The organism is Pseudomonas sp. PGPR40 (assembly GCF_022014505.1).
Classification (GTDB): Bacteria; Pseudomonadota; Gammaproteobacteria; order Pseudomonadales; family Pseudomonadaceae; genus Aquipseudomonas.
The window spans coordinates 117962-143844 of record NZ_JAKLSP010000002.1; the positions used below are offsets into that span (position 1 = coordinate 117962).

Sequence of the window (25883 nt, forward strand, 5' to 3'; positions counted from 1 at the left end):
CTTATGCGGCCCTTTTTTATCCGGCGCTGGCTGGCGCGAGCGGCAGGTTGAAGCAGATCCTGGCACCCTGCTCGCTGTCCTGAACGATCAGCGTCCCGCCGTGCGCGCCGATCACCGACCTGCAAATGGCCAGCCCCATCCCCATGCCGCTGCCTTTGGTGGTGTAGAACGCATCGAAAATCTGCTCGCGCTGTTGCACGCCAATTCCCGGTCCGTTGTCCTGGAAGCAGACCTGGACATGATCGTCCTTGACCGCTGAGCCGATGATGAGACACCCATCCGTGATCGCGGCTCCGGCGATGGCCTCCAGCGCATTGGTGATGAGGTTGAACACCACCTGTTGGATCTGCACCGCATCGACCCACACAGGGCATTGCGCATCGAGCCGGGTTTCCAGCCGTACGTTGCGGTTCGCCAGGTCGGTGGCGGTCAGGCGCACGACCTCACCGATCAAATCGTCGATTTGCACTGGCAACCGTTGCAACGGCGTTTGTTTGGCGAGCGCGCGAAGCGCCTGGACAATATCGGCGGCGCGGGCGCTGTCCGAGCGGATGTCTTCGAGCCCCTGAATGGCTTCTTCCAGATCGGGCTGATCACGCTTGAGCCAGCGCAGGCTGGCCGAGGCGTTGGACAAAATGCCCAGCAGCGGCTGGCTGATTTCATGGGCAATCGAAGCCGAAAGCTCACCCATGACCTTGAGGTGCGAGCTACGTGCCAGTTCAGCCCGGGAGCTGCGCAAGTCCGCTTCCATCTGCGCGCGCAGCTGGTTGTCCTCGACCAGCTGCGCATACAGCCGGGCGGTTTGCAATGACACGGCGGCCTGGGAGGCGAGAATTTCCAGCATGGTCAGGCGCTCGGCGCTGAACAGATCAGGGACGAGACTGTTCTCCAGATAGACCAGACCGATCAACATCCCCTGTTTGAGCAACGGCAGGCACAACATGGAACGCGTCTGGCGCCGTTGCAGATCGGCGCTATAGGCCTCGGGACAATCGGCCCCGGCATCATCGAGCACCAGAGGTATGCGCGTGCGCATGGTCGTGTTGAGTACCGAGGTCGGCGCCAACTGTTCGAGCGGTTGCCCGGCGCCCAGTGCGACCCGCACGTTGCCGGCCTCGACAGAGGCCGTCGCCGCCAGTTGCAGTTCAGAATCGATGACGATCATCAGCACGCCATTGTCGGCGCCGGCCTGAATCATCAGGTGATTCATCAGGGTTTCGACCAGACGTTCGAGCAACACCTCCTGCGAAAGCGCACGCGCCGCTTCGATCCCCACTTCAAGATCGAGCCGGACCTGGGTCACGGGCCGGGCCGAGTCGAATGACGACTCAGCCGTCAGAAACGGATGCAAGGCCTCCAGCTGACGTACCTTGCCGCCGGCGCCCCACAGGTTGTAGCAGTCGCGCGCGACGCGCAGATGATGGTTGGCACCGGACACCAGTCCGTTCGGTAAACAGATATCGGCCAGCTGTTCGTGGGCCAGCGCCTGCTCATGGATGAAACCGGCCGCCGTCGCGGCGATCTGCGACTGATCGAAGCAGCGGATGGCCACCAGCTCCTGACCGCGCAAACGGGCAATCACCCCTTCGATCAGCAGCAGTTTGCTGCGAAAGGTCGTCGGATTGAGCTCGACCCATGACAAAAACCGCTGACGTTGCTGCTCGAGCTTTTGCAGCTTTTCGACCGCCTCCCCGGGCGCCTGCGCACTGCCCAGCGCCAAACTGTAGAACAGGTAGTAATCCGCGAGATTGATATGCGCCGGAATGGACCAGGCCAGCGCGGCCGCTTCTTCGAAACGTCGCAATGCGTAAGGGATATCACCGAAATGAAACGCGGACATGCCGGAATACAGCCACAAATAGAACAGTGTCGGTTGTGACACGCTGCGGCGATCGATGGGGCCGAACCTGTCATGCTCCGCGCCGTCCAGTTCGGCCAGCGGCCGTTGCGCGCGCCCGTCGCGCAGATCGGTAGCGAACGCCTGTTGCGCCAGCAGGATGCGCTCGATATCGATGTAATGAAATTGCCGCACCCACGCCAGACCCTGATCCAGTTCGTTCAACACGCCTTGCAAGGGTTCGCCCATGAACAGCAGGTCGGAGACGATGTGGTTGCAGGCATAGCAGGACATGCCCAGGTCGCCACCGGCCTGGCCGCATTCGAATGCGGCGAACGCCTTTTGTCGAGCGTAGGCCATCGGTCGGGTCCACGGGCTGACTTGATCGAGCGCTACCAGCGTGCCTGTGCGCCCTGCTTCATAGCCCTGCTTGTCGGTGAGCTCAAGCGCTAATTCAGCAAAGGCTTGACCGTCCACATATTCGCCATAGCGTTCGGCAATCATCACGCCAAACCAGGCAAACCCGTAACCGCTGCCCGGCGTCGTGCCATGCAGCAATGTCAGTTCAACCATTTTCGCCAGGTGCAACAAACTAATACCGTCGTTGACGAAGAACGAGGAAGTCAGCGTGCTGAGCAATTCCATGGCCGCTTCGACAGACGGGTCATTCGCTTTGGGTAAATGCACCAGATCAGCGATCTGACGTGTGCCGACGAGTGCGCGTACCTGGGAAAACGCCAAGGTCAGTTGTTCCTGCGAGGGCTTGCGCTGCAGGGGAATATCCAACAGGTTCAGTCCGTTCAGCGCCTCGGTGATCGCCCCCTCGTAATCGGAGTGCAGCGTGCGCAAGGTGGCCCGCAACCGATAGGTCTTCGCGCGGTCAAGGACTGTGGTGGCGTGGGTCAGGCAATCATCGAGTCGTCGTTGGGCGCCGGCCAGATCGGCCAGAAGCATGTCGCACTCGGCAGCCAGCCATTGGGTAGCGAACGTTTGGGTATAGAGGCCGGACCAACCCGACTGGCCGAGCAAATGCTCGGCAGTGCGCAGAAAACCCACGGCCTGCTCGACGGCAGCAGTGTCCCTGGCGCGCTTGGCGGCTTCGATCAACAGTTCAACGAACGCGGTACGGCGACATGCCTCCAGTGTATCGACTTCAATACGCTGAATCTGGCTAGCGACTTCGAACACACGCTCATGGATCTGCTCGCCCCACTGATCCAGCATGGCGCCGGCGATACGGGCATGCTCGGCGGCGCGTCCCGCCTGTGCAGGAAGCTCACAGGCTGCCTCTAGTACACGGTCGTGGGGAAACACCAGTTGCTCGCGCTCGCGCAGCAGCAATCCCGCATCGACCAGGCTTTGCACATCGATGCTGATCTGCTGCGGATCACAGGGCACCAGCTGGTGCAGCAGCGATTCGTCACAGCGCCCGCCGATATATCCGGCCGTGCGCATCACTTCGCGCTCCATCGAAGACAGCCGTTCGAGACGCTGCACCATCAAGTCGGCGACATTGTCCGCATAGCGATAACTGTCCACCTCCTCCTGGTTCCAGACCCAGCGGCGACTCAGCACGTCGAAGCGCACCAGGCGCTCATCAATCAACGCCCGCAACACCTGACGGACGAAAAGCGGGTTGCCGGCCGTCTTGTAGTGCACGACGTGTGCGAGCGCTTCAATACCCGCGGTGTCAGTGTCCAGTTCAGCGGCGATCAGTTCAGCGACCGCGGGCGCCGACAATGGACCCAGCATGACGCGTGTACAGGGCACCGATTGCCCACGGCCGAGCACCTCCAGCAATCCACCTTCACGCTCGAGCGCCTGCGACTCGGCCTCGCGGTACGCCAGGAACAGGAGCAGATGCCTGGGCCGCCGATCGACGAAGGCCTGAAGGAACGAGAGGGTCGAATCGTCCGCCCACTGCACATCATCCACGAACAGCACCAAGGGTCTTCCCGGCTGAGCGAAGACTTCCAGTACATCGAGCAGGGTGCGGTTGGCGCGATCGAGCGCATACCGCGCCGGCATGTTCGGCAACTCAGGCGTGACACCGATGACCAGCTCAGCCTCGGGCGCCAGCTCCACCAGGACCCTGCCCCGCCCCTTTAGCCGTTCGACCAGTTGCTCGCCAAGCATCTCCAGCTCCAAGGCTGGCTTGCCTAGCAACTGGGTCATCAACGATCTGATAATTTCCGACAACGGTGCGTAGGGAATTTCCTGCTGCAGCAGATTGCTCTTGCCGCTGGCCCAGTAGCCGGGCGCCAAGGGGCGGACACCCTGATGGATCAGCGTCGACTTGCCGGCGCCCGGCGCGCCGCCGACCAGCAGGACCCGGGCGATACCATCGTTGCGTACCTGCTGCAGCCGTTCAATCAGCTGCGTACGCTCGATGTCTCGACCGAACAGCGCACCGCCGCGGGCCAAGGCAGGCAACGCATCGAAAGCGCCGAGCCGAAACGCGTCGATGCGCTCATGTTCCAGCCATTGACTTTGGCACCAAGCCAGATCCGCAGCCATCGATGCGGCGCTCTGATAGCGGGCACCCGGCTCTTTTGCCAAGCCTTTGAGCAGAACCCGACAGAGACCTTCCGGCAGATCGGCGACATGAATCGCCGGTGATTCCGGTTGGACGGCAGCATGCACGTGCAGCCATTGGGACGGGTCTCGGGCGGTGAGCGGCAGGTTGCCGGTCAGCGCTTGATAAAGAATCACAGACAGGGCATAGACGTCGCTGCGCGCGTCAAAACTGGCGGCATCGCGCCGTACCTGCTCGGGGGCCAGATACGGCCATTGTTCCAAATCAGGCCATTGCGCGGCGCACGCCTGCGCGCAATGGCTGTGAAAACCCAGAAGCTTGACCGAATTGGCGGTATCCACCATCAGGTGGTGGGGTTGCAGACAGGCATGTGGCACGCCCACTTTCTGCGCACATGAAAGCGCATTGGCCGCCGCGACGGCGATGGCCAGCATGCGTCCCAGTGGCAGCCCTGTATCACTGATCAGATCCATCAGCGGCGTCCCCGTCGAGGGATAGATCAACGAAGGCCCCTCGGCCGAACGGATGAACGCGACAGGCGCAATCGCCCAGGCCGGATCCAGGTCCCGGTGAAAATCGCGCTCCAGCCGCTGGCATGTGGCCGGCCGCTGAATCGGTGCCCGGGCGGCGAGCCAGGATGTTCCAGATTGCGGATCCTGAAGCGTAAACCAGGTCAGATCGTTTTCCCGGCGCAGCATGGTGAAGGTGCAACGTTCCAGCCAGGCTTCATCATGTACAACATCAAGACCGCGGGAACCGGATGCTGAGAGAGGGCTGCTGGGCATGAACAATCACCGCTGAAGATTCGTTTCGGGCTGAGCCTGGAGAGTATACGCAGCGCTCTGGCCAGATGCCTGCGGGCGAACCATCTTGTCCGTCATCGGCACCACGATGGCCGTTGAGAGGCCCCACTGCCGGTGGTTTGCGCACCTGGAAATCATCACGTGTTATCCCTCGGGATAATTGCAATATGTCGGGCCGTCCCCTAGCGTGTAGCCCTGATAAAGCAACATTCCGGCGTCACTCCCCGTCAACGCAGTGCAGAGGAACGTATGATCCGACTCGGCCAAGCCACTATTTCCCTGGAACGGCGTGAAGCCTTTCTTGATGGACGGCCACTGCGTGTCGGGGGCCGGGCGTTCGAAATCCTCTCGGTGCTGATGCAGGCCGATGGCCGAATCGTCAGCAAAGATGAATTGATCACACAGGTCTGGCCTGACACCGTCGTCGAGGAAAACAATCTGCAGGTGCAGATTTCCTCACTGCGCAAGTTGCTCGGAGAAAAACAACTCATCCAGACGGTCCCGCGCCGAGGTTACCGATTATTGAAAGAGCATGAACCGCCCCTGCCCCTGTTCCATTCTGCGGGCCTGGGCCCCTTGGCGTCCGAGGATCAGCAAAGGATCGATCCTGACAACGTGCCGGTATTCATCGTGGACGATGAAGCCTCCGTGCGCACAGCGCTCAGCCGACTGCTGCGAGCCGAAGGCATCGTGCACCGGATATTTGCCTCGGCGGAGGAGTTGCTTGGCGCTGACCTCGACATCGGTCCCGCCTGCCTGTTGCTGGACATAAGCCTGCCCGAGGCGACAGGGCTGGAACTGCAATCGGCGCTCGGACAACGCGGGCATCCGTGGCCGGTCATTTTCATGACCGGTTTCGGCACCATTCCAATGTCGGTGCAGGCCATGAAAGCGGGCGCGGTCGAATTCCTGACCAAACCGTTTAATGACGACCAGTTGCTGGACATCCTGCGCACCACCCGACAGCGTGCAGCGAAGTCCTTCGAGCAATGGCAGCGTATTCAGAGCGCCCGTCAAAGGGCAGCCCTGTTGACACCCCGTGAGCGCGAAGTGCTGCCGCTGATTGTCGCGGGGCTGTCCAACAAGCACATCGCCAACCAGTTGGGCACCAGTGAAGTCACCGCCAAGGTCCACCGAAAACACATCATGGAGAAGATGCAGACGCGCTCGCTGGTCAGCCTGGTCAGCCTGTATGGCTTGATCAGCGCGGAGCCGGCGTCAGTCATGCAGGGTTCTTCATGACTATCGGCACTGGCTGCGCCCCCCCCGGATCATCCGGCAACGTCATGATCATCGTCTGCATCGTGGACGACGATGCGTCCGTGCGCAAAAGCCTGGCCAACCTGCTCCGGTCGGCTGGCTACCGCTGTCGGATATTCGCTTCGGGAGAGGAGTTCCTGGCGCTCGACAACTTTGATGACGTCGCCTGTCTGCTGCTGGATCTGAAAATGAAGGGCCTCTCGGGAATAGAGGTCATGCAAGCGCTGGCACTCCTGGACAGAAAATTTCCGGTGATATGCATGTCGGCATACTGGGATGAAGCGACACTGACTGAATCCAACCGCTACGGCGCCAACGAATGTCTGCGCAAACCCTTCAGCGGCGACGCGTTGTTGGCGGCTGTCGAGATTGCGCTTCAACCGAAATAGGCTTGCCCTGCGACCGTGACATGGGTTTGCGAGCGATGCGCTGAGTCAAACGCTCAATCTGAAAATCGTCGCCGCCAACCCTGTCCTTGCCATTTCCTGAATCATTTTCCCTCCCGGGCAATCATCCTGGCGTCAGACCGCTGCCCGATCGAAAAACCGCACGCTATCGCACAAACATCCAAAAATGCAGCACAACTGTTCAATCCTGCCAGGTGGGAATGCGTGACTATTTCCTCGACTTGACCAATGAGGCGACGGCTCCTCCAGCCCATCGCCACGAAAGACTCGATGATTTTTTTCATCAATCAACGGCACACGTCGTCGAGCAACCCAAGTAACCCTCAGTCAATACGTAAGGAAAAACATCATGGCTCTCGCAAAAGCAGCTCCAGGCAAAACCCTTCTTACCCCAACTGACCACACCCTGATCATGATCGACCATCAGTCGCAAATGTCCTTCGCGACCAAGTCGATCGATGCCGTCACCCTGCGCAACAACGCCGCGCTGGTAGCCAAGGCCGCACGGGGCTTCGAGGTATCGACCATCCTCACCACCGTTGCCGAAAAAAGCTTCTCCGGCCCAATCTTCGACGAAATCAAGTCAGTGTTTCCGGACCACAAAGTGATCGACCGCACCAGCATGAACACCTGGGAAGACGAACGCATCGCCGTTGAAGTGAACGCCTTCGGCAAACAGAAAATCGTCCTCGCCGGTCTGTGGACCTCTGTGTGCATCGTCGGCCCGGCGCTGTCAGCTATCGACCAAGGCTTTGAGGTCTACTTCATCGCCGATGCCTGCGGCGATGTCTCCATCGAAGCCCATGAAATGGCCGTGCAACGCATGATCCAGATCGGCGCGCGCCCGATGACGGCGTTGCAATACCTGCTGGAGTTGCAACGTGACTGGGCTCGTACTGAAACCTACGAGGAAACCGTCAAGACCTCGATCGCCAATGGCGGCGCCTACGGCCTGGGCCTGATCTACGCCAAAACCATGTTCAACGCCTCTGAAGGCCATTAAGCGACGACAGCGGCTGCGCATAGGCGCAGCCGTTTCCTCACGCTTTTTTTATTGCAACCAGGAAGCAAGCCATGAGCCTTCTCAACCACCTCCCCGCCTACTTCAAGAGCTCACTGATGACCCTCGGTCTCACGCTTGCAGCCAGTCAGGTTCAGGCGGCGCCACCGTCGCAAGTACAAACCCAAGTCCCTGGCTATCAGCGCCTGGCTGTGGGTGAATATGAGGTCACCGCGTTGTTCGATGGCTACAACGACCTCGGGCCAACGCTGCTCAAAGGTCTTTCACAGAAAGACATTCGCGCCATGCTCGAACGCAAGTTCATTTTTACCCAAGGCATGCCGACCGCGTTCAACGCATTCCTGATCAACACCGGCAAAAACCTGGTGCTGGTGGATGCCGGTGCCGGTGCCTGTTTCGGTGAAACCGCCGGCTGGCTGCCCGACAATATCCGCGCTGCCGGTTACCAGCCCGAGCAAGTGGATACCGTGCTGCTCACCCATATGCATGTCGATCACGTCTGTGGCCTGATCAACACAAAGGGTGAACCCGTGTTCGCCAATGCCACGGTGTATGCCGCCAAACTGGAAGCCGATTACTGGCTCAGCCAGGCAAACCTGGACAAAGCCCCTGCAGATGCCCGTGGCTACTTCGAGATTGCCCGTAAATCGGTGGCGCCCTATGTCGCCGCCGACCGCTTTAAAACCTTCACCCCCGAGCAGTCGCTGGTGCCTGGCGTCACCCCGGTCAGCCTGCCCGGCCACACACCCGGCAGCAGCGGCTACACGTTCAGCTCCAACGGCCAGAGCATTTTGTTCATGGGTGACCTGGTCCACAGTTTCGCCGTGCAGTTCCAGCATCCGGAAGTGAGCATCGGCTTCGATGTCCAGGGCAAACAGGCCGTCGAGACGCGCGAAAAACTGTTCAAACAGGTCGCTCATGACCGCACCTGGGTTGCCGGTGCTCACTTGCCCTTTCCTGGTATCGGGCATATCAGCAATCGCGAAAAAGCCTTCGCCTGGGTGCCCGTCGAATACGGCCCTTACCAGCGAGCGAAAAATGTCCCGTTGATCCAGTGATCACAACCCCGCACTGAAGCCAACTTCACTGCGGGAGTTCCCCACTCCCGTCCTGCACATCAATAAAGAACATCGCCATGGCCGGTGGCCTGTTGCAGAACCTGGCCTTTGGTGGTGTTCGCTTCAGCCTTGACGGCCGCCGTCACTAACGACCAGTGCGTGAATATGATCTATGCATCCAAAGACCTCATTGCAATTCAAGGCCCGGGCAACGCGACCGGTCCCCTGATGCCCTTCTGGCTGTGCATGTTGCTCACGAGCACAGCCGGCACCGCGATAGCCGCCGAGCCCGTACAAACCACACAAGGTTTGGTGGCAGGGTCGACGCTTGAGGTGCTCAGCCGAAACTTCTACCTCAACAATGACTATCGATCGCCCTCGCCGACAGGCAAGAGTTACAAACAGGAATGGGCTCAGGGTTTTATCACCTCGTTCGAATCCGGGTTCACTCCCGGCATGATAGGAATGGGTATCGATGCCCATGGATTTCTCGGCTTGAAACTGGACGGCGGCAAGGGACATTCCGGGACGGGATTGTTACCTCTGGATCATGACGGTCGCAGCGAAGACAGCTACTCCAGCGGTGGTGCAGCCCTGAAGCTGCGAGCCTCCCGCACTACCCTGGCATTCGGTGAAATGACCGTGGAAACCCCAGTGTTCGACACGGCGGACAAACGCCTGCAACCGGAATACGCCACGGGCCTGTGGATCGACAGCCGTGAAATCGATGATGTGCATCTGTTGGCCGGTCACTTCACCGCTTTCAAGAATCAGGATGCGTCCACCCGCAAGGGCGACTTCTCCGGCTACGGTGTGAGCACCGATACGGGCGGCATCGATTTTATCGGGGTCAACCTGTTCGAAGATCGCCCGGTGGGCGGTGCCCTTTATGCCTCGGAACTGAGCGACACCTGGCGTCAGTACTACGCCAACCTGCACCTGAAACAGTCCGGTTTTTTCCTCGATGGCAATCTTTACCGCACCCAGGACTATGGCGAGGCCGTGGCAGGGACGATCGATAACACCGCTTACAGCCTGTCGGGCAAATACACCACCGGTGCCCAAGCGTTCACCCTCGCCTATCAGAAAATCAACGGCGACACACCCTTCGACTTCGTCGGCGGTGATTCCATCTACCTGGCCAACTCGATCAAGTACGCCGATTTCAACGGCCCCCATGAACGCTCCTGGCAGGTACGCTACGACTTCGACCTCGGCAATTTCGGCCTGCCCGGCTTGAAGTTCATGACCCGCTATGTGACGGGGCGTGGCATCGATGGCACCCAGGCACCCAAGGGCGGTGCGTATAACCCATTCGACCCGGCCACCGGCGATTACCAACCCCAACAAGGGGATGGCGGCCGGCATTGGGAACGCGATATAGACCTGCGCTACATCGTGCAGTCGGGCCGGGCGAAGGACTTGTCCGTGCAGCTGTCCCATGTGACGCATCGAGCCAATAACGCTCAGGCCGGCGATGACATCGACCGGATTTATGTCGTTATCGAGTACCCGCTCAAGCTGGGATCGCTTTGAGCTTTCAGAGCGCGCATCCCGTAAACCAATTTCAGGACAGGTGCCGAAAGAGATACGGGGTTGCTTATCTGCCCCGCCGTTTATCGCGGTCAACTGCGGCGCGTTTTCCGAAAGCCTGGTGGAGGTACTACAGCTTCAAGTACCAGACGGCCTTCTATCAACTGGTGCTGTTGGCGGTTCAGACCGGTGCCGGCCGTGCCGCGGTGCAAGACATCACGGAAGAAGTGCGCAAGCGCACGCATTTTCAGCACCGGCAATGCCAGCCACGTCAGCCAGGACGTCCAGGTGCAGCAAGTGGTGGGCAAGGCGTCGGCGCAGGTCTATGCCGCACATGCCACCACCCTGCGCGCGGCGACCGCCTTGCAGGTGGCGTACGAAAGCCGCTTCGCCCATGACGAAGTCGCCGAGCGCGAGGCCAACATCGCCGCTGAACTGGGATCGGCCCAGGCCCAGGTGGTGATCGCCGACTTGGTGCTGCGCGCCACCAGCGACCTGTTCAACGCCCTCAGCGCCTCGGCCACCAGTACCGCAAAGGCCCTCGATCGGCACTGGCGCAACGCGCGAACCGCGGCCTCTTCTGGCCCTTGCCTCGTCGCTACGCTCCAAAGTGCTCATATGTTCGCTGGCCCATAAACCCTCAGATAATCTGGAACCTTCCATCAATAATTTGCGCCTGGAACAACCGCATCTTTAAGTCGGCATCTGTTTACTAACCCTCAGCACCGTACAGACTATTAGTAGCGGCCAAAACTTAATCCTCATATTTATGAAGTCACATGCAAGCTGCACACGTAACTGCCGCAACAGGAAATCGCTTTATTCCGACATCTACAATATCGACCTAATAAATATCCATAATAAAAACACCAAGCATCCCACATGGATAGCGCACTAATTAAAAGCCGATTAACTATCTCCAGCTCCAACTTACCATTCGTCGTCACGCAGAAAAAAAATTCAACTTTTTTCGAAAGGGATGACTCCCACCCATACAGCCATCAAAGCTGTGGATACCTATCCTGATTGATTGGCGCTTGCTGATAGGAGATAGTAATGAACTACGAAGATCGCGACACCTATGGCATATACAAAACCAACCTCATACGAGACGCTGACTCCGAGGATCAGGGGCCTGGCCCCGATCTGATGGGGGCAAACACACTGATTGGAAATGATGTTTATAACCATAATGAAGAAGACTTGGGGGATATTAAGGAAATCATGCTGGATGTTCGCAGCGGCAGAGTGAGTTATGCCGTTCTATCCTTTGGTGGCTTTCTTACTATGGGAGAAAAACTGTTTGCGGTACCCTGGAATGCATTGACACTCGACACCGTAAATAAGCGTTTCATACTAAACGTAGAAAAAGAACGCTTGGAAAATGCACCTGGTTTTGACAAGGACAATTGGCCTAATATGGCCGATGAGTCTTGGGCAACAGAAATCCATTCTTTCTATGGAACTGAACCCTTCGATTACGACACTCTCCGGAGATAAAAATATCGACAAAAGCTAACTGTCAATATCCGAAAGAAGCGTGATGCGCGCCGAGCAAACAACGATATATCAAGGCTGGTCGTTGGGGGTGCCAAACCCCAAGGCGCGCATTGCGATGAAAAAGGGTTCACCCGAGATTACTCTAGATAAAAATCTTGATACAATTGCCGATTTTTTAGCCCTATGCGCCGCTTCAAAAGAAGCCCGGATGTCCTGTGCAATCGCTTAAAACCGTCAAATCAGCTTTTCCTTTCTGCCATCAAATCGCTAAGGCGACCTTGAATTTCTCGTACCCTCCGAGCGTAGCGGTCCTCGATTCCATCGCTAGTTTGATAGAACCGCATTATCTGGACCGCCCCAACCGCACCAGACAATTCGTGGGTCATGGCGAATGCAAGCTTTTCATGAAGGTTCAACGTGTCGCGACACTGCCGAAGAAATTACGCATAGCGCTGGGACGCCCAAAGCGCTCAGGCAGGTTCGACTGGCCTGTCGAGGAGCTGTTGAACACGATCATAGCCGCCGAACGTGGCGTTGAGACTGCCCGCATTGTGGGCTTCGGGGTGGTCAAGGCGAGGTTCGGCATTATCCAGGAGTTCGTGCTGTTGACAGAATTCCTCGAAGGACACTTGAATGGTTTGCAATGGTTGCAGAAGCACCCTGAGCGGGTGGTCGAGTTCATCAAAGGGTGCATGAACCTCATTGTCGACATGCGCAAGCGTGGTCTGATTCACCTCGACCTATGGGTGGCGAATGTCATGGTGCCTGAAAAGCCGTGGAGTACTCTGCGGGTCATCGATATGGAGAATGTTTTCACCCGCCCATCGGATTTCGCCTCTGAAACCTTGGGTTTTCAGTTGGGTTTTCTCTATCAAAAAGAAATGAAGCATTTCATCGACGAAGCGTTGTACGACGGTTTAGTCGCCGACTTTCTGCGTGAATGCGTGGAAATCGATAGCGCTGCGTTCGCGCGGATTTACACGGCGAGCAAGCACAACAAGTTCAGCCATAAGAAACGCCGCAAGATTTTTCTCGAAGGCGAGTTGGAGATCTCCTGAATACGCGGGGCGACAGTACCGGCGTGAGCCTTTGACAACCAACGCCACTGCAGCATGGCGCACCATCATGGCTAATGCCGCGTAACCGAATCCGATCACACCGTTAGCGAGACTGGCGCCAGCCGGGCAACCAGCCTGACCCATCCTCACCTATTGCTAAAGGTGTTTCTGCTCAATGATCGCTTGAGCCATTTTGTCCAGTTCTTCATGGGCTACAAGCTCATCAGTCCAGCGCCCCGCCACCTCTTGGTAGTGCTCGACGGCTTTCGGGCTATCGCCCTCTGGCTGAATTGGTCCGATAAAGGCCACCGAAGGTGGACCGTCCTTTTGCGGGCCAAACGTGATCCAGACTTTTGGATCGTTCTCCGGGTAGCCGTATGAATCCCAATGAGCCATATCGATTCTCCTGGATCCGCTTTATGCCGGACCCTCAACAAATAGGGCAGCCTGACCACCCCCCACCTTTTTCACGTGCTCTCTACAATGAGTTGATGCTTTGTAGTCTCGACACGCGTAATCGCAGGCACTTGGCCCGGCCGAGAGTGAATCATCAAATATTGCTGCGTACGCTCGGTATCAAAGACCTGACTCGCTGCCTCCATCTCGTCAATCAACTGCCGATCGACTGAGTAATAGCCACAATTCAGACATTTGAACTCATCAAAACTGCCTACTGGATAAGCTTTTTCGGCGTTATCGCCACATACGACGCAGACAGTAATGCTCATACGCACCTCCAATCATCTATCAACTGTAGTTGATCCCGCCTCTACCGCCCTGGCATGACCCGGCGTTCAACGCCACAGGTCGGAATCCAGTGAATGAATACCTGACTAGTGCAAATCCGGTACGAACTGACGGAAGGAGCGTGGCTCCTTCCGTCCCCTTCCCTTTCCAACCAATACGAATCGTCCAGGTTCTGCGCTTTAGTCTGGCCATCTGTGACTTACTTCGCCCCCCAAGCAATGTTCGACCTACACCAGCACGGTCAACCAGGCTGACACCAGCAGCAAAAAAGCCAGTGCATGGTTCATGCGTTTGAATGCCTGTGGCGAACCAAAAACCCGGGCACTCCCCACGCCAACCAACGCCCACAGGGTCATGCACGGCAAGGAGACCAACAGAAACACCAGCGACAACACCACCATCCGCATAGTCTTTTCGCCGCTACCGATAAATACGCTCGCCACCGCCATCGCCATCATCCAGACCTTGGGGTTGACCAACTGCAGGATGGCGGCACCGAACACGCTGAGCCCCTCGTCGCGAGAGGTGGTCAGGTCCAGGGACGGCGGCTCGCTTTGAAAGATTTGCCAGGCCAGCCAACTCAACCAGAGCACCCCGGCCCAGGCCATCGCCTGCTGCACACGCGGAAACCGCAGCAGTGTTTCGCCCATGCCGAGCCCGACTGCAAAGACAATCAGCGCCGCCGCCACGCATGCGCCAAAAATAACAGGCAGCGTGGCACCCAGCCCCAGCCGCGAACTGTGGCTCAACACCAGAATATTGGTCGGCCCCGGGGTAATCGAGGCAACGAACGCAAACAACAGGAAAGGCAGTAATGATTCCATGGTTCAAACTTCCTGAAGGCGCGTCGAAGGGGCAGAAAAGAACTGCGAAAAAGACATGGCATGGACTCCTTGATCAATAGGAAACCATGGTCGCGGGTCAGCGGGATTCAGTCTGGAAGGTTTGAGCAGCGCTTGCGGTAATCTGCTGGTGTGAGCTGGTAGGCACGGCGGAACCAGCGCCCCATATGGCTTTGATCGGCAAATCCGAGAACACTGGCCACCTGCGCCGGCGACTCGCCCCGCGCCAGCAGCTGTCGCGCCTTGGACAGGCGCAGCTGGATCAAATAAGCATGAGGCGCCAGCCCAAAAGCTGCCTTGAAGGCCCGCGTCAGACGAAAGCGATCAATACCGCAGGCTTGGGCCAGATCATCCAGCCCGATGTCTTCATAGACATGAGCATGCAAATAGTCACGCGCAACCTGGGCCACCAATGGCAGGCGCGGATCAAAGGCCCAACGCTTGCGCCAATCAAGGTGGCAAGTGAGCGCTCCCAACAAGGTGTCGATGGCGCTCTGGCGCACAATGCGCAAGTCGCCCTCATGGAGCGCGCGGAAGGCTTGGAAAATGGCAGTGGCCAGGCTCGGGTCCTGGCTCAGGGTGTCGGCAAAACCCGGCTGACTGTTGGTCGGCGCGTGCTCGAACAACGCGTGCAACTCCCGCTCCAGCCAGTGCGGATCGAGGTAGAGCATGGAGTAGGTAAACCCCTCCTCGGTCGGCGCATGCCCATCGTGGATTTCACCCGGCTCCAGCATGAATACCTTGCCCGGCGTACTGAGGTGGCGAACGCGCCGGCAATTGAACTGCTGCACCCCCTGCTCGGTAACCCCCACCAGAAAACTGTCATGCCAATGCGGATCGTAGGCATGTCCCTGAAAATGAGCACGAATCGATTCAATACCGGTATCGGCGTCCTGGGACAGCTCAATCCAGTTGCGTCTATCCACGGAAGGCTCCATAGGGGTAATGATTCAGCGTTGATCTGTGCGGATGACTAAATTACCGCGCAATGGAAAAGAACGTTTAGAAGATTTGTGCAGGTTGATTGTGGGTGGATGCGCCAGCACCCAGGCTTGCCGAGCCAGCCCGCCGGCCATACGATTCGACTATGCCTCAGACGGAGGAGTCATTGTGAAGCCGGTGATGCTCCTGACGCGCATCCTGGCGCCTGCCATCGCTCTGGCGCTGGCATCCGCCGGCCTGCATGCCGACGACCCGTTCGCGCCGTTGCGCGACGCCATGGTGCGAGAGATCGCCAACTTGTCGTCCGCCACCCGTACCGAAACCGGCAGGGGCGAGTTTGCCGCGCCGGTGATGGCCGCCATGGCCAAGGTGCCACGCCATAAGTTCGTCCCGCCCGGCGAGGTGTCCTACGCCTACGAGAACCGCCCGCTGCCGATCGGCTACGGACAGACTATCTCCCAGCCCTACATCGTCGCTCTGATGACCGACCTGACGCAGGTCGGGCCCGGGGATGTGGTACTCGAGATTGGCACTGGCTCGGGCTACCAGGCGGCGATCCTCGCCGAGCTGGCGCAGGCGGTCTACACGATGGAGATCATCGAGCCGCTGGCAGTGCAGGCCGGGGAGCGCCTGGGCCGACTGGGCTATGCGAAGGTGCAGGCACGACTGGGCGATGGCTACCACGGCTGGCCTGAGCACGGGCCTTACGATGCCATCCTCGTCACTGCCGCCGCCAGCCATGTGCCGCCGCCATTGATCGCCCAGCTCAAGGCCGGCGGACGGATGGTAATCCCGGTCGGCGCGCCGTTCATGATTCAGTACCTGCTGCTGATCGAGAAGGCCGGCGACGGCAGTGTGTCCACCCGGCAGGTGCTGCCTGTGCGCTTCGTGCCGCTGGTCGAAGGCGGTTGAGCATGCATTCGCCGCCATTGCTCGCCCTGGCGCTGCTGTCTGCCTCCACGATCGCCTATGAGGTGCTGCTGCTGCGACTGCTTTCGATCATCCAGTGGCACCATTTCGCCTACATGATGATCAGCGTCGCGCTGCTCGGCTATGGCGCTGCCGGCACCGCCGTAGCGCTGGCGCGGCCTGTGTTGGCGCCGCGCTTCCACGGCGTGTTCATCGGCGGCGCGGTGCTGTTCGGGCTGAGCGCCATCGCCTGCTTCAGCCTGGCCCAGCAGGTTCCATTCAATCCCCTCGAGATCCTCTGGGACGCGCGGCAGTCGGCGCGCCTGCTGATGGTCTACCTGCTGCTGTTCGTGCCGTTTTTCTGCGCGGCGGTGTGCATCTGCCTGACCTTCACTTGCTATCAGGAACAGATTCATCGGATCTACGCCTTCGACATTCTCGGTGCCGGCGTGGGCAGCCTGGCGATCGTCGCCGCGCTGTTCGCCCTGACGCCCGTCGATGCGCTGCGGCTGCTGGGCGGCACCGGCATCGCCGCCGGGGCGCTGGCCAGCATGGCTTGCACGGGGCATAGGCACTGGCTCGTGCCGTTGCTGCTGGCGGCGGCGGTCGCGGTGCCGGCCGGCGTGCCCGCACGCTGGATCGCCCTGTCGCCCTCCGAGTACAAGGAACTGAGCCAGACGCTGCGTATCAAGGATGCGCGCGCAATCGCCCAGACCTGGAGTCCGCTGGGCCTGCTCACGGTCGTCGACAGCCCGACCATTCCCCTGCGCCACGCGCCGGGCCTAAGCCTCAACGCGACACAGGAACCGCCCGCACAACTGGCCATTTTCACCGACGGCGACGGCCTTTCCGTGCTGAACCGCTATGACGGGCGCCGCGAGCCGCTCGCCTATCTGGGCTACCTGACCTCGGCGCTGCCCTATCACCTGCTGCGCCAACCCCGCGTGCTGGTGTTGGGCAGCGGCGCCGGCGCCGATGTGCTGCAGGCGATCTACCACGGCGCCAGCGCGGTGGATGCCATCGAACTGAACCCGCAGGTGATCGATCTGGTCCAGCACCGCTTCGCCGACTTCTCCGGCAAGCCGTACAGCGTGCCCAACGTCCGTGTGCTGATCGGCGAGGCGCGCGGCCTGGTGGCTTCGCGCGAAGAGCCTTACGACCTGATCCAGATCGCCCTGCTGGACTCCTTCGGCACCGCCTCGGGCGGCCTGCATGCGCTGTCCGAGAACTACCTGTATACAGTGGAAGCCTTCGCCGAGTATCTGCGCCATCTTGCGCCCGGCGGCCTGTTGGCCATTACCCGCTGGGTCACCCTGCCGCCGCGCGATGTTCCCAGGCTGCTGGCCACCGCGGCCGCGGCCATCGAGCGCGACGGGCAGGCCAGCGCGGCGCGCCGGATCGTCATGATCCGCGGCTGGAAGACTGCGACGCTGCTGGTCAGCAACAGGGATTTCGACGACACCAGCATCGCCGTGCTGCGGGAGTTCTGCCGGGCGCGCTCCTTCGACCTGGCCTACTACCCCGGGATGACCGTGGCGGAGGCGAACCGCTACAACCTGCTCGACCGGCCCTGGTTCTTCGAAGCGGCGCAGGCCCTGCTGTCCGGCGAGCGCGCGGAGTTCCTGGCACGCTACAAGTTCGACGTGCGTCCGACCATGGATGACCGGCCGTATTTCTTCCACTTCTTCAAGTGGCGCTCGCTGCCGGAACTGCTGGCACTGAAGGCGCAGGGCGGCCTGTCAATGCTGGAGTGGGGCTATCCGGTGCTGATCGCCACGCTGCTGCAGGCCAGCGTGGCCGCCGTGCTGCTGATCCTGGCGCCGCTATGGGTGGCGCGGCGGCGCCAGCGGCGCTCTCGGGATGCGGCGTTGGCCAGGTTCGAACTTCGGGTCGTGGCCTACTTCGCCGCCATCGGCTTCGCCTTCATGTTCGTGGAAATCGCCTTCATCCAGAAGTTCACCCTTTTCCTCAGCCACCCGTTGTATTCGGTGGCGGTAACGCTCAGCGCGTTCCTGATCTTCGCTGGCCTCGGCAGCCATTACTCCGGCCGGTGGCGCGGGGATATTGGAACGGGTGTAGGGCCTCGTCATCCGCTCGCGCGGCCAGTCCTGGCGATCTGCATGATCGCCCTGCTCTATCTGATCGCCCTGCCCCCGTTGTTCCAGCTGCTGGCGCCGGCGCAGACCCTCGCCAGGTTCGGTATCTGCGCCGCGCTGGTAGCGCCGCTGGCGTTCGCCATGGGCATGCCGTTTCCGCTCGGACTCGAGCGCGTCTCCGCACGCGCCGAAGCACTGGTGCCGATCGCCTGGGGCGTTAACGCCAGCGTATCGGTGGTGGCGGCCGTGCTGGCGACCCTGCTGGCGATCCACCTGGGCTTCACCGTGGTATTGCTGATGGCGTTGCTGCTGTATCTCGCGGCGGCGGTCGTGTTTCCCTGATCGCGGCGGTTCGGAGCGAAACGTCAACAGACCCTGTTGAGACGAATGGCCTGTTGGAACGCCGCTTGCCGCAAGCAATTGGTTTTGGCCGACGCAGTCGAGTCGCCAGAGGTGGATTTCATTCCATAAGCTGCCTGTGGTGACCGGCAGAAAACGGCCAGAAGCGGACAGTCAATGAAGCAGTAGCCTGCGACCGAGATCAATCATAGGTCAATGCGGCTGAGACAACTCAAAAGCCTGCTCAATGAGCACCAAAGCGGGCGAGCGCAGCATCGATAAATCGTCGGAGTTTGGCTGTTCTCTGACGATTGGCCGTATAGAGCAAATGCATTTGTCGGCTCGGTGCCTGGTAGTCAGCTAACAGTCGAACTAACCCGCCGCTGCGCAATGCGGGCTCAAGAAAGTCTTCCGGTCCAAGGACAATCCCGAACCCGTCCAGTGCTGCCGACAGCAGTGCTTTGCTCTCGTTGACCTGCAATCGACTGACGACTTGTACCCGTTCAACTGCGGAACCTTTGCAGAATATCCATTCGCGGTCGGCCGGCCGGGACCAATAGGCATACCCCAGACACTCATGATTCTTCAGATCCTCCGGTACTTGCGGCACTCCGCGGTCGGTCAGATAGCTCGGTGCCGCACAGGCTACCAACCGATAAGACGCTAACGGCCTGGCGGTCAAACTGGACGCGGTCAATGGGCCAATCCTGAAAGTCACTTCATAACCCTCCTCCACCAGATCGACGAAGCGATCGGTCAAATGCAGATCAATTTCGACCTCCGGATGCTGACGCAAAAACTCCGTCACAAAGGGCATGAGGCTATAGGAGCCGAACGTTACGGGAGCGCTGATTTTCAGTTTGCCGCGCGGGGTGTCGTTCATGATCTGCGCAAGGGAGTCGGCAGCCTGAGCCTCGCTCAAAATGTGCTTACAACGTTCGTAGTAAGCGCTGCCCAACTCAGTCAGGCTCTGGCGTCGGGTGGTACGGTTCAGTAGCCGCGCACCTAGCCGCTGCTCAAGCGCAGCAACATGCTTGGCCACCATCTGCGGCGACAGGCCCAATCGCTCGGCGGCGCTGGCATAGGAGCCGGATTCCGCCGCCATCACAAACGCTCCCATGCTCGTCAGGCGATCCATCATTCAACACTCCTGGTAACGAGACTAAGTAATCGATGATCATTTATCTGCCATTGGTTGGCAATCATTATGGTTTCTTCTTACCAACCAGCGGAGCAAGGACATGCGTATCGGCATTATTGGGGCAGGCTTCATCGGACGTGCAGTGGCGCAACTGGTTATCGCTGCGGGACACGAGGTGATGCTCAGCAATTCACGTGGGCCACAGACCATGAGCAGCGTGCTCAGTGGCATCCCTGGCAGTCAGGTCGGTACTGTCGAGGACGCAGCACAATTTGGCGAAGTCGTGCTCGTGGCCATTCCTCTTGAGCATTACCGAAGCGTGCCGGCCACGTGGCTAGAGGGCAAAACCGTGCTGGATGCCAACAATTACTACCCGGAACGCGACGGTCACATTGCCGCTCTCGACCGATTCGAAACCACCACCAGCCGCCTGCTCGCCGAGCATCTGCCCCACTCCAGCGTGGTCAAGGTATTCAATGCAATCCTCGCCCAGGACCTGCTGCAGGACTCGCGCCCGAAAACAGCGCCCGACCGACGCGCACTGCCGATCGCTGCGGATGATCCGGCGGCGAAAGCGCTGGTGATCAAGTTGCTGGATGAGATTGGATTCGACGCGGTAGATGCGGGCAGTCTTGATGAAAGCTGGCGACTCGAACGGGCCAAACCCGCCTACTGCGTACCGCTGGATAAAGAGGGGTTGACAGTTGCATTGGCTGCGGCCCAGCGGCAGGTCGAATTGCCCGAGGGAGCGTGGCGTCGCTGAATACCCACGACCGACTGGATCGAGAGAAGATTTGAAGCTGACTGAGGACAACGTCAGCTTTGGGTCGATAGCCGGCACCTTGTTTTGCTCAACCTAGGCCATACTCGGTCAAAGTCAGCACAAGGAGATGCCATGGAAATGCTGCTGGAGGTTGTGTTCGGCGTCATCTGCTACCGAGTCGGATATTGGGTGCTCAGGGTGATAACGCTGGGCCGGTTCACCGGAAAAAGCAGCTATTGGTTTGCAGTGGTCTGCACCGTAGGCGCACTTGTGATCCTGTCTCCTATAATCACAATCATTGCATGGAAGTTGATGGAGAGCGCCAAGTAAGCACCGACCTGACTATCGTTCTTTTTCGGACAGAAGCGGTGCCATCCCTCCCTCTCTTCCGGCATAGGGAGCACAACCTGGACAAAAACGCTACCTACCATACACTTGGCAAACAAAGGCACAGTTTTTGTTTTCCGGCTAGCTAGCCCAGGTTAGGCCTATGAACCCTCGCTACCACGAAATACACCGGGTCGAGATCAAAAGACGGCTGTATCGCTACGCCGATCAACAGTGGGATGCTCTTTTTGGTGTATTCGCCGCAAGCATTATTTTTGCTGGCTTTGGAGTCAAATTCTGTTTTGCGCCTATACCAGGAAGCTGGATTATAGGGTTCGTGTTCTTTTCCTTGAGTGCACTTATTTTCGCCCTGTATAGGTGGATGCTTCGCACCCTGAGCACGCGAGGAACAGACAGCGGGTGGCTCAATACGTCTGATCAATTAATTATCGTAGCGCTTATTTGTCTGGCTATATTTTTACCTGACTCCAACCAACTGGCATTGTTTTTTTTCTTTCTTTGCGCAGGTGCATACGGTAATTGGCGTCTAAGGCAGAACGTGCGAATTAATTTGAAGCGCTACTATTTTCGCGAAGCGCGGGAGTACATTCGAGAGATAGAACGTTACAGCCCTCGCCCTAAACGCCCGACTAAGCTGAAAGCGCCACAATAGGAAAAAGGCACGTCGCAAGCTGGCCTTCTTGACCGGCAGCAAATGGCCCAGAATGTAAAAAACGCAGTCCCAGTTTTGAAGTCTGCGTCGCTACGTAAAATCTGACATTGATTGGCAGATCAGTGGTCCTGAAATTTGCGTAGGAATGCGGTTTTCGTTCCGATTCGAACCTTCAAACCTGCTCTAAAACGTTTTTACACAGCCTGGGCCAGAAGCGGACACTGGCCAGACACAGCGCTGTAGGAGCGATGTGCCCATGCCGCGGAGATAAGGCAAATATTCTTAAGAAGAAGGTCATGTCAGATAAAAATCCTCCCGATCGGCAAGGACGAGAAATCCCTGAACCAACGGGCCAGGACGTGACTCCCGTTAGGTTTCGAATGCGCCAGATCCTTCTTATCGCGTGCCTTGCATATCTGGCAACACTTGTCGGCGCCTTTGTGGCCCTTGTGCTGCTGCCAACCTTCGAGGAAGTGGGCCGTCTTGAGCATGGGTGCTATCGAACAAACGCTTTGCTGCCCTACGTGGAATGCCGAGGTTTTTTTGCTTGGCCGGTCGCAAAAGTTGTACTTAATCTTCCCTATCAGGTCGTGTTTGTACCAATGTTTGCGGTGTACGCCGCTTCTGAGTTTGAACTGCGTCCGTTCTTGTTGATCCTGAGCCTTGGTGTACTGCTTTGGCTGCCCCTCATCTATTTGGGCTGGCGTGGTTTCCAACGAATCGCAACCTAACAAACGGTTCAAGGCCGTTCGCTTCGCTCATCGGATTCGCAATAGCTGCGCTTTTGTTCGCCTGTGAGCTTAATCGTTATGAATGTCTGCAATGGGTCGATTGCTGTCCTTCCCGACAGACAGCTGTCGGCCAAAAGCAGTCGGTGGATAGACTAGTGGCAAATAGATGCCGTCCTGCTACCCTCTTTACCTAGTCGGGTTTGCTGTCACCCCTGTTGCGTCACCCTTCGATAGATCTCGCGCTTACTGCGACAAGAAACGCGACATGGCATGTCCACCTAATGAGAGAGTGTCAGGATAGCGCCATGAAAGTTCGATGCCCTAGCTGTGGTTATATCGCAGACAAGCTTCCGCCAAGCCTTAGGTGTCCTAAATGCGACGACTTTTCCCACGACTGGCTGATTTATGATTGGGAAAGCTTTGCTTCAATGAAGCGTCGACATATTAGATATAATTTATTCATTATTGGCATAGCTCTAATTAACTTACTTGTGGCGATCACCTTGAAATCAACAGATGCGTTTCAATGGTTATTTAGCTTGTTATTTATCCCAACCAGTATCAGCTTGTTTTATTGTCGAAGACAGCTTGATAGTGAATCGGAGTATAAAGGACATAAAGGCAGGGCTTTGATTCCCTGGTTTGTCGGTTTCAGGTGGTTCTAAAGCGGCTAACAAGTCGTATATGGACTCTCCCCACACGTGGTGAGTAATGCTTTCCAACCCTGTCGTCAGTGCGATTGCATTCGTCTATCTGGCCGGTGTTGGGCGTGCTCGCCCTGACCACTCTATAGTTCGCGCAACAGGGCCAGTCGCTCATGGAACGTGGCAGGTACCTGCCAGCTGTGAATGGCCGTAAAGGGTCGGTTGCCGTCCTTCGCGACAGGCAAAAAGCGGCCAACAGCAGACCTTCCAGATACCTCATTATCTTGGCGATTACTGGCCGTCAGAGACGGTGAATTTTAATCTGGAGCCCCTCCTGCTCCTCGGGTGTCCGAAAGTAGCTTGTGATCAAATCGAACTCAGCGTCGGTTGCTGCAAACTCATGCTCTGCGCGGCCATTGCGAAGATGCAACCGGCCTCGGCAAGTATCATAGTCCACCTCGATGTAGTGGACGCAGTGGGAAACTTCGACTGCGTCAGCCAAGCCGCGCAACCATTGGCGGTCCTCAGGCGTATTGGCAGGAAAATCCAGAACCACGCTTACACCGGCATTTAGCACATCGGTGACAAGCGGGCCCACAACTTCCCAAATCTGATGCGCAAGCCTCACGTAATCGGCCACTGACTTGATTTGGTCCGGATAGAGCCGTGAGAGCCAATAATCTTCACTAAGCAAAATCGCCACTGCTCGGCCGCCAGAGACCGAGCCAGCGTTGATTTGCCGGATGCAATTTTGCCAGACATTAAATGAAGCATTGGTTTTGGCACGGGACGCTTCCATATGTCGAATTCTGATGATGCTTATCGAACGCGTCGGCGCAACTGTAAGTTATTCAGCGTCAGCTTTGAGTCGGATAGCGACCACCAGCCATTGTGACTGATCCACCCTCGTCCTCCCCTCAATGTGGAGGACGAGCCATGAACACTATTGCTAGATACAGCCATCAGCTTTGGATCAAGGGAAAGCTTGTCGGGCAGACTCAATACGCCAACAAAGGCCCCGTCAATCGCTCACTCAGTCGTCGGGGCCGGGGCTTTACTGCCCAAGCGGATCAGCTCATTGGAGAAACACAGCCCGACGATGATCAGTGCCGCCCCCGCGAACAGGCTTTCGCGCGGTACTTCATGGAGCACCACAAACGCCAGCAGCGCGGCGAACAGCGGCTCGGTCAGTTCCAGCGCCTGCACTTGGGATGGCTTGAGATATTCGATGGCCTTGGTGGTGCAAAAGAAGCCGAGAATGGTCGGCAGCGCGGCCAGCGCCAGCAGTGCGGCGATCGCCAATGGCGACAGCTCGCCGATCACGAAACCATCGGCCGCAGCCGGCATCAGCAGGTACAGGCTGCCAAAAAACAGCAATTGCCGGGTGAAGTGCAGCCCCCCGGATACGCCCATCTGCTTCATGGCAACCGAAAAGGCCCCATAACCGCAGCCGGCCATGGAGGCAAGCGCAGCGCCTTGCAGGGTAAAGCCCTGTTGCAGGTCGGCGCCAAAGATCACCGCGATCCCGGCGATGGCCAATGCGGCACCCACGGTCGCGTTCGCGGTAATGGCATCCTTGAGGACAATGCGCCCCAGGATGATCGAGGAAATCGAGGCGCTGGCCATCAGCACCACCACGACACCTGCCGCAGCGTAATGCCGATAGGCGGACGTTTCGAAGTGAAACAGCACGAAGATGCCAAGGAAGGCGCAGATTGCCGCCTGAGTCCATTTGGCCGCAGACGCCGGGCGCTTGAGGAAAAGCAACAGGATCGAAAGTAGCAGGCAACCCAGCAGGGTCTTGATGACGGCCACACTGCTGGCAGTGAAGCCATTACTCATGAGTACTTTGCTAAGCACACCGATCGTCGCGTTCAGTGCCGCGGCGGAGAGCGCAAACATGACGCCTTTGCTGAAACTGGATTGCATTGATGACGGTCCCTGTCGTTGCTTTGTCGTTAGATAGAATGCCGGCCCTGCAAGCGTAAACTCGCTGGGCTTCCCGGTCAGGCTGGCCATCTCATTAAGTCCCGCTCAGGATTTCTTGGCGGGGCTTTTTATAATGCTTGACTCGTCCTGAAAGGGGCAAGTCCCGGCACTTACAGTGGCAAGGTATTGCAGTGCTTGATCTCCTTGAGCGAAAACCCGGTGTACATTTCCTTGATATTGCCGAGCGTACGTATGCGATGCATGGCGAGTTCATGGAATGCCTCCATGTCTTTGACGACTACCTGCAAGAGGTAGTCGTATTTCCCCGACATTTTGTGACAGGCAATAATGTTGGGCAGCGCCAGAACGCCCGCTTCGAAATGCTCCATGGCGTCCTCGGAGTGACTATCGAGGGTGACGCTGATGAAAGCAAAAAGTCCCAGCCCCATGGTCTTTGGATTCAAGTGCGCGTGATACCCGACGATCACCTCCTCTTCCAGGCGCTTGAGTCGCTTCCAGCAGGCTGGCGCTGACAGGCAGACACGAGCGGCGATCTCGGCGTTCGTCAGGCGACCATTCATTTGCAGAATTTCCAGAATTGAACGATCAACCTTATCCATTTCCGCCATGTGTTCTCTCCCTTTAACAATCAGTACGCGGTAGGGGCGATGGGGTCCCATCCCGCAGGTCCTTGATCAAGCATCCATTTCCAGAGACGACAACTATTAGAAAGGAAATTACATAAAGAATACGTTTTGGATAATTAACGTCTGAAAATAATTAAATA

Annotated in this window: 22 protein-coding genes and 3 pseudogenes; 16 read left to right on the plus strand and 9 right to left on the minus strand. The window is 58.2% G+C overall.

Going from position 1 to position 25883, the window contains the following annotated elements:
- Positions 1–16: 16 nt before the first annotated feature.
- Positions 17–5071, minus strand: a complete 5055-nt coding sequence (locus tag MEB48_RS02430) for a trifunctional serine/threonine-protein kinase/ATP-binding protein/sensor histidine kinase (protein ID WP_237881989.1) — start codon at positions 5069–5071, stop codon at positions 17–19.
- 354 nt (positions 5072–5425) lie between these two features.
- Between MEB48_RS02430 and MEB48_RS02435 the strand changes: the two genes are divergently transcribed.
- The 10 genes and pseudogenes from MEB48_RS02435 (at position 5426) to MEB48_RS02480 (ending at position 13013) form a co-directional block, all read left to right on the plus strand.
- Positions 5426–6418 carry a response regulator gene (locus MEB48_RS02435; protein WP_237881530.1) on the plus strand — a complete coding sequence of 331 codons (993 nt, stop codon included), beginning with the start codon at positions 5426–5428 and terminating at the stop codon, positions 6416–6418.
- Between the two features lie 44 nt (positions 6419–6462).
- The gene (locus MEB48_RS02440) at positions 6463–6825 is read left to right on the plus strand and encodes a response regulator transcription factor (protein WP_237881991.1); all 363 of its coding nucleotides are present in this window, start codon (positions 6463–6465) and stop codon (positions 6823–6825) included.
- Between the two features lie 367 nt (positions 6826–7192).
- Positions 7193–7846, plus strand: coding sequence for a hydrolase (locus tag MEB48_RS02445; protein WP_237881532.1), 654 nt, complete (start codon positions 7193–7195; stop codon positions 7844–7846).
- Positions 7847–7917: 71 nt separating this feature from the next.
- A complete protein-coding gene (locus MEB48_RS02450; RefSeq protein ID WP_442969051.1) occupies positions 7918–8922 on the plus strand; it encodes an MBL fold metallo-hydrolase in 1005 nt (334 codons plus the stop codon).
- Between the two features lie 65 nt (positions 8923–8987).
- Positions 8988–9071: pseudogene (locus tag MEB48_RS02455) on the plus strand (LysR family transcriptional regulator); the annotation flags it as partial.
- Positions 9072–9087: 16 nt separating this feature from the next.
- Entirely contained in the window at positions 9088–10458 is a 1371-nt protein-coding gene (locus tag MEB48_RS02460; protein WP_237881995.1) for an OprD family porin, read from the plus strand.
- Between the two features lie 134 nt (positions 10459–10592).
- Positions 10593–11049 (plus strand): annotated as a pseudogene (locus MEB48_RS02465) (monooxygenase); the annotation flags it as partial.
- A 462-nt stretch (positions 11050–11511) separates the two neighbouring features.
- Positions 11512–11955, plus strand: a complete 444-nt coding sequence (locus MEB48_RS02470; protein WP_237881534.1) for a PRC-barrel domain-containing protein — start codon at positions 11512–11514, stop codon at positions 11953–11955.
- A 43-nt stretch (positions 11956–11998) separates the two neighbouring features.
- Positions 11999–12184 (plus strand): hypothetical protein, encoded by a 186-nt coding sequence (locus MEB48_RS02475; protein ID WP_237881536.1) that lies wholly within the window; start codon positions 11999–12001, stop codon positions 12182–12184.
- Positions 12171–13013, plus strand: coding sequence for a lipopolysaccharide kinase InaA family protein (locus MEB48_RS02480; protein ID WP_237881538.1), 843 nt, complete (start codon positions 12171–12173; stop codon positions 13011–13013). The genes MEB48_RS02475 and MEB48_RS02480 overlap by 14 nt, the downstream gene beginning before the upstream one ends.
- Before the next feature lie 156 nt (positions 13014–13169).
- Here MEB48_RS02480 and MEB48_RS02485 read toward each other — a convergent pair whose 3' ends face one another.
- From MEB48_RS02485 to MEB48_RS02500, 4 genes are all read right to left on the minus strand, one after another.
- Positions 13170–13409 carry a hypothetical protein gene (locus MEB48_RS02485; RefSeq protein WP_237881539.1) on the minus strand — a complete coding sequence of 80 codons (240 nt, stop codon included), beginning with the start codon at positions 13407–13409 and terminating at the stop codon, positions 13170–13172.
- Positions 13410–13480: 71 nt separating this feature from the next.
- On the minus strand, positions 13481–13741 hold the full coding sequence (locus MEB48_RS02490) for a hypothetical protein (protein WP_237881541.1): 261 nt from the start codon (positions 13739–13741) through the stop codon (positions 13481–13483).
- Positions 13742–13987: 246 nt separating this feature from the next.
- Positions 13988–14584 carry a LysE family translocator gene (locus MEB48_RS02495; RefSeq protein WP_237881543.1) on the minus strand — a complete coding sequence of 199 codons (597 nt, stop codon included), beginning with the start codon at positions 14582–14584 and terminating at the stop codon, positions 13988–13990.
- Positions 14585–14691: 107 nt separating this feature from the next.
- Positions 14692–15528: an AraC family transcriptional regulator gene (locus tag MEB48_RS02500; protein WP_237881545.1), complete on the minus strand. Its 837-nt coding sequence runs from the start codon at positions 15526–15528 to the stop codon at positions 14692–14694.
- Between the two features lie 184 nt (positions 15529–15712).
- Between MEB48_RS02500 and MEB48_RS02505 the strand changes: the two genes are divergently transcribed.
- Positions 15713–16456: a protein-L-isoaspartate(D-aspartate) O-methyltransferase gene (locus tag MEB48_RS02505; protein WP_237881547.1), complete on the plus strand. Its 744-nt coding sequence runs from the start codon at positions 15713–15715 to the stop codon at positions 16454–16456.
- Positions 16457–16458: 2 nt separating this feature from the next.
- On the plus strand, positions 16459–18891 hold the full coding sequence (locus tag MEB48_RS02510; RefSeq protein ID WP_237881549.1) for an SAM-dependent methyltransferase: 2433 nt from the start codon (positions 16459–16461) through the stop codon (positions 18889–18891).
- A gap of 241 nt (positions 18892–19132) precedes the next feature.
- Here MEB48_RS02510 and MEB48_RS02515 read toward each other — a convergent pair whose 3' ends face one another.
- Complete coding sequence (locus MEB48_RS02515) at positions 19133–20029, minus strand: LysR family transcriptional regulator (protein WP_237881551.1); 897 nt, start codon at positions 20027–20029, stop codon at positions 19133–19135.
- Positions 20030–20129: 100 nt separating this feature from the next.
- On the opposite strand from MEB48_RS02515, the gene MEB48_RS02520 reads away from it, so the two are divergent.
- The 4 genes from MEB48_RS02520 to MEB48_RS02535 all read left to right on the plus strand — a co-directional run bounded on the left by MEB48_RS02520 (position 20130) and on the right by MEB48_RS02535 (position 22523).
- Positions 20130–20792 (plus strand): NADPH-dependent F420 reductase, encoded by a 663-nt coding sequence (locus MEB48_RS02520; RefSeq protein ID WP_237881553.1) that lies wholly within the window; start codon positions 20130–20132, stop codon positions 20790–20792.
- A 132-nt stretch (positions 20793–20924) separates the two neighbouring features.
- Positions 20925–21122: a hypothetical protein gene (locus tag MEB48_RS02525; RefSeq protein WP_237881555.1), complete on the plus strand. Its 198-nt coding sequence runs from the start codon at positions 20925–20927 to the stop codon at positions 21120–21122.
- 160 nt (positions 21123–21282) lie between these two features.
- Positions 21283–21792: a hypothetical protein gene (locus MEB48_RS02530; protein ID WP_237881557.1), complete on the plus strand. Its 510-nt coding sequence runs from the start codon at positions 21283–21285 to the stop codon at positions 21790–21792.
- A gap of 296 nt (positions 21793–22088) precedes the next feature.
- The gene (locus MEB48_RS02535; RefSeq protein WP_237881559.1) at positions 22089–22523 is read left to right on the plus strand and encodes a hypothetical protein; all 435 of its coding nucleotides are present in this window, start codon (positions 22089–22091) and stop codon (positions 22521–22523) included.
- Positions 22524–23468: 945 nt separating this feature from the next.
- On the opposite strand, the pseudogene MEB48_RS02540 reads toward MEB48_RS02535, so the two are convergent.
- The 3 genes and pseudogenes from MEB48_RS02540 to MEB48_RS02550 all read right to left on the minus strand — a co-directional run bounded on the left by MEB48_RS02540 (position 23469) and on the right by MEB48_RS02550 (position 25725).
- A pseudogene (locus MEB48_RS02540) lies at positions 23469–23941 on the minus strand (AAA family ATPase).
- Between the two features lie 255 nt (positions 23942–24196).
- On the minus strand, positions 24197–25096 hold the full coding sequence (locus MEB48_RS02545) for a DMT family transporter (RefSeq protein ID WP_237881561.1): 900 nt from the start codon (positions 25094–25096) through the stop codon (positions 24197–24199).
- Between the two features lie 170 nt (positions 25097–25266).
- Positions 25267–25725 carry an Lrp/AsnC family transcriptional regulator gene (locus MEB48_RS02550; protein WP_237881563.1) on the minus strand — a complete coding sequence of 153 codons (459 nt, stop codon included), beginning with the start codon at positions 25723–25725 and terminating at the stop codon, positions 25267–25269.
- Positions 25726–25883: the final 158 nt, after the last annotated feature.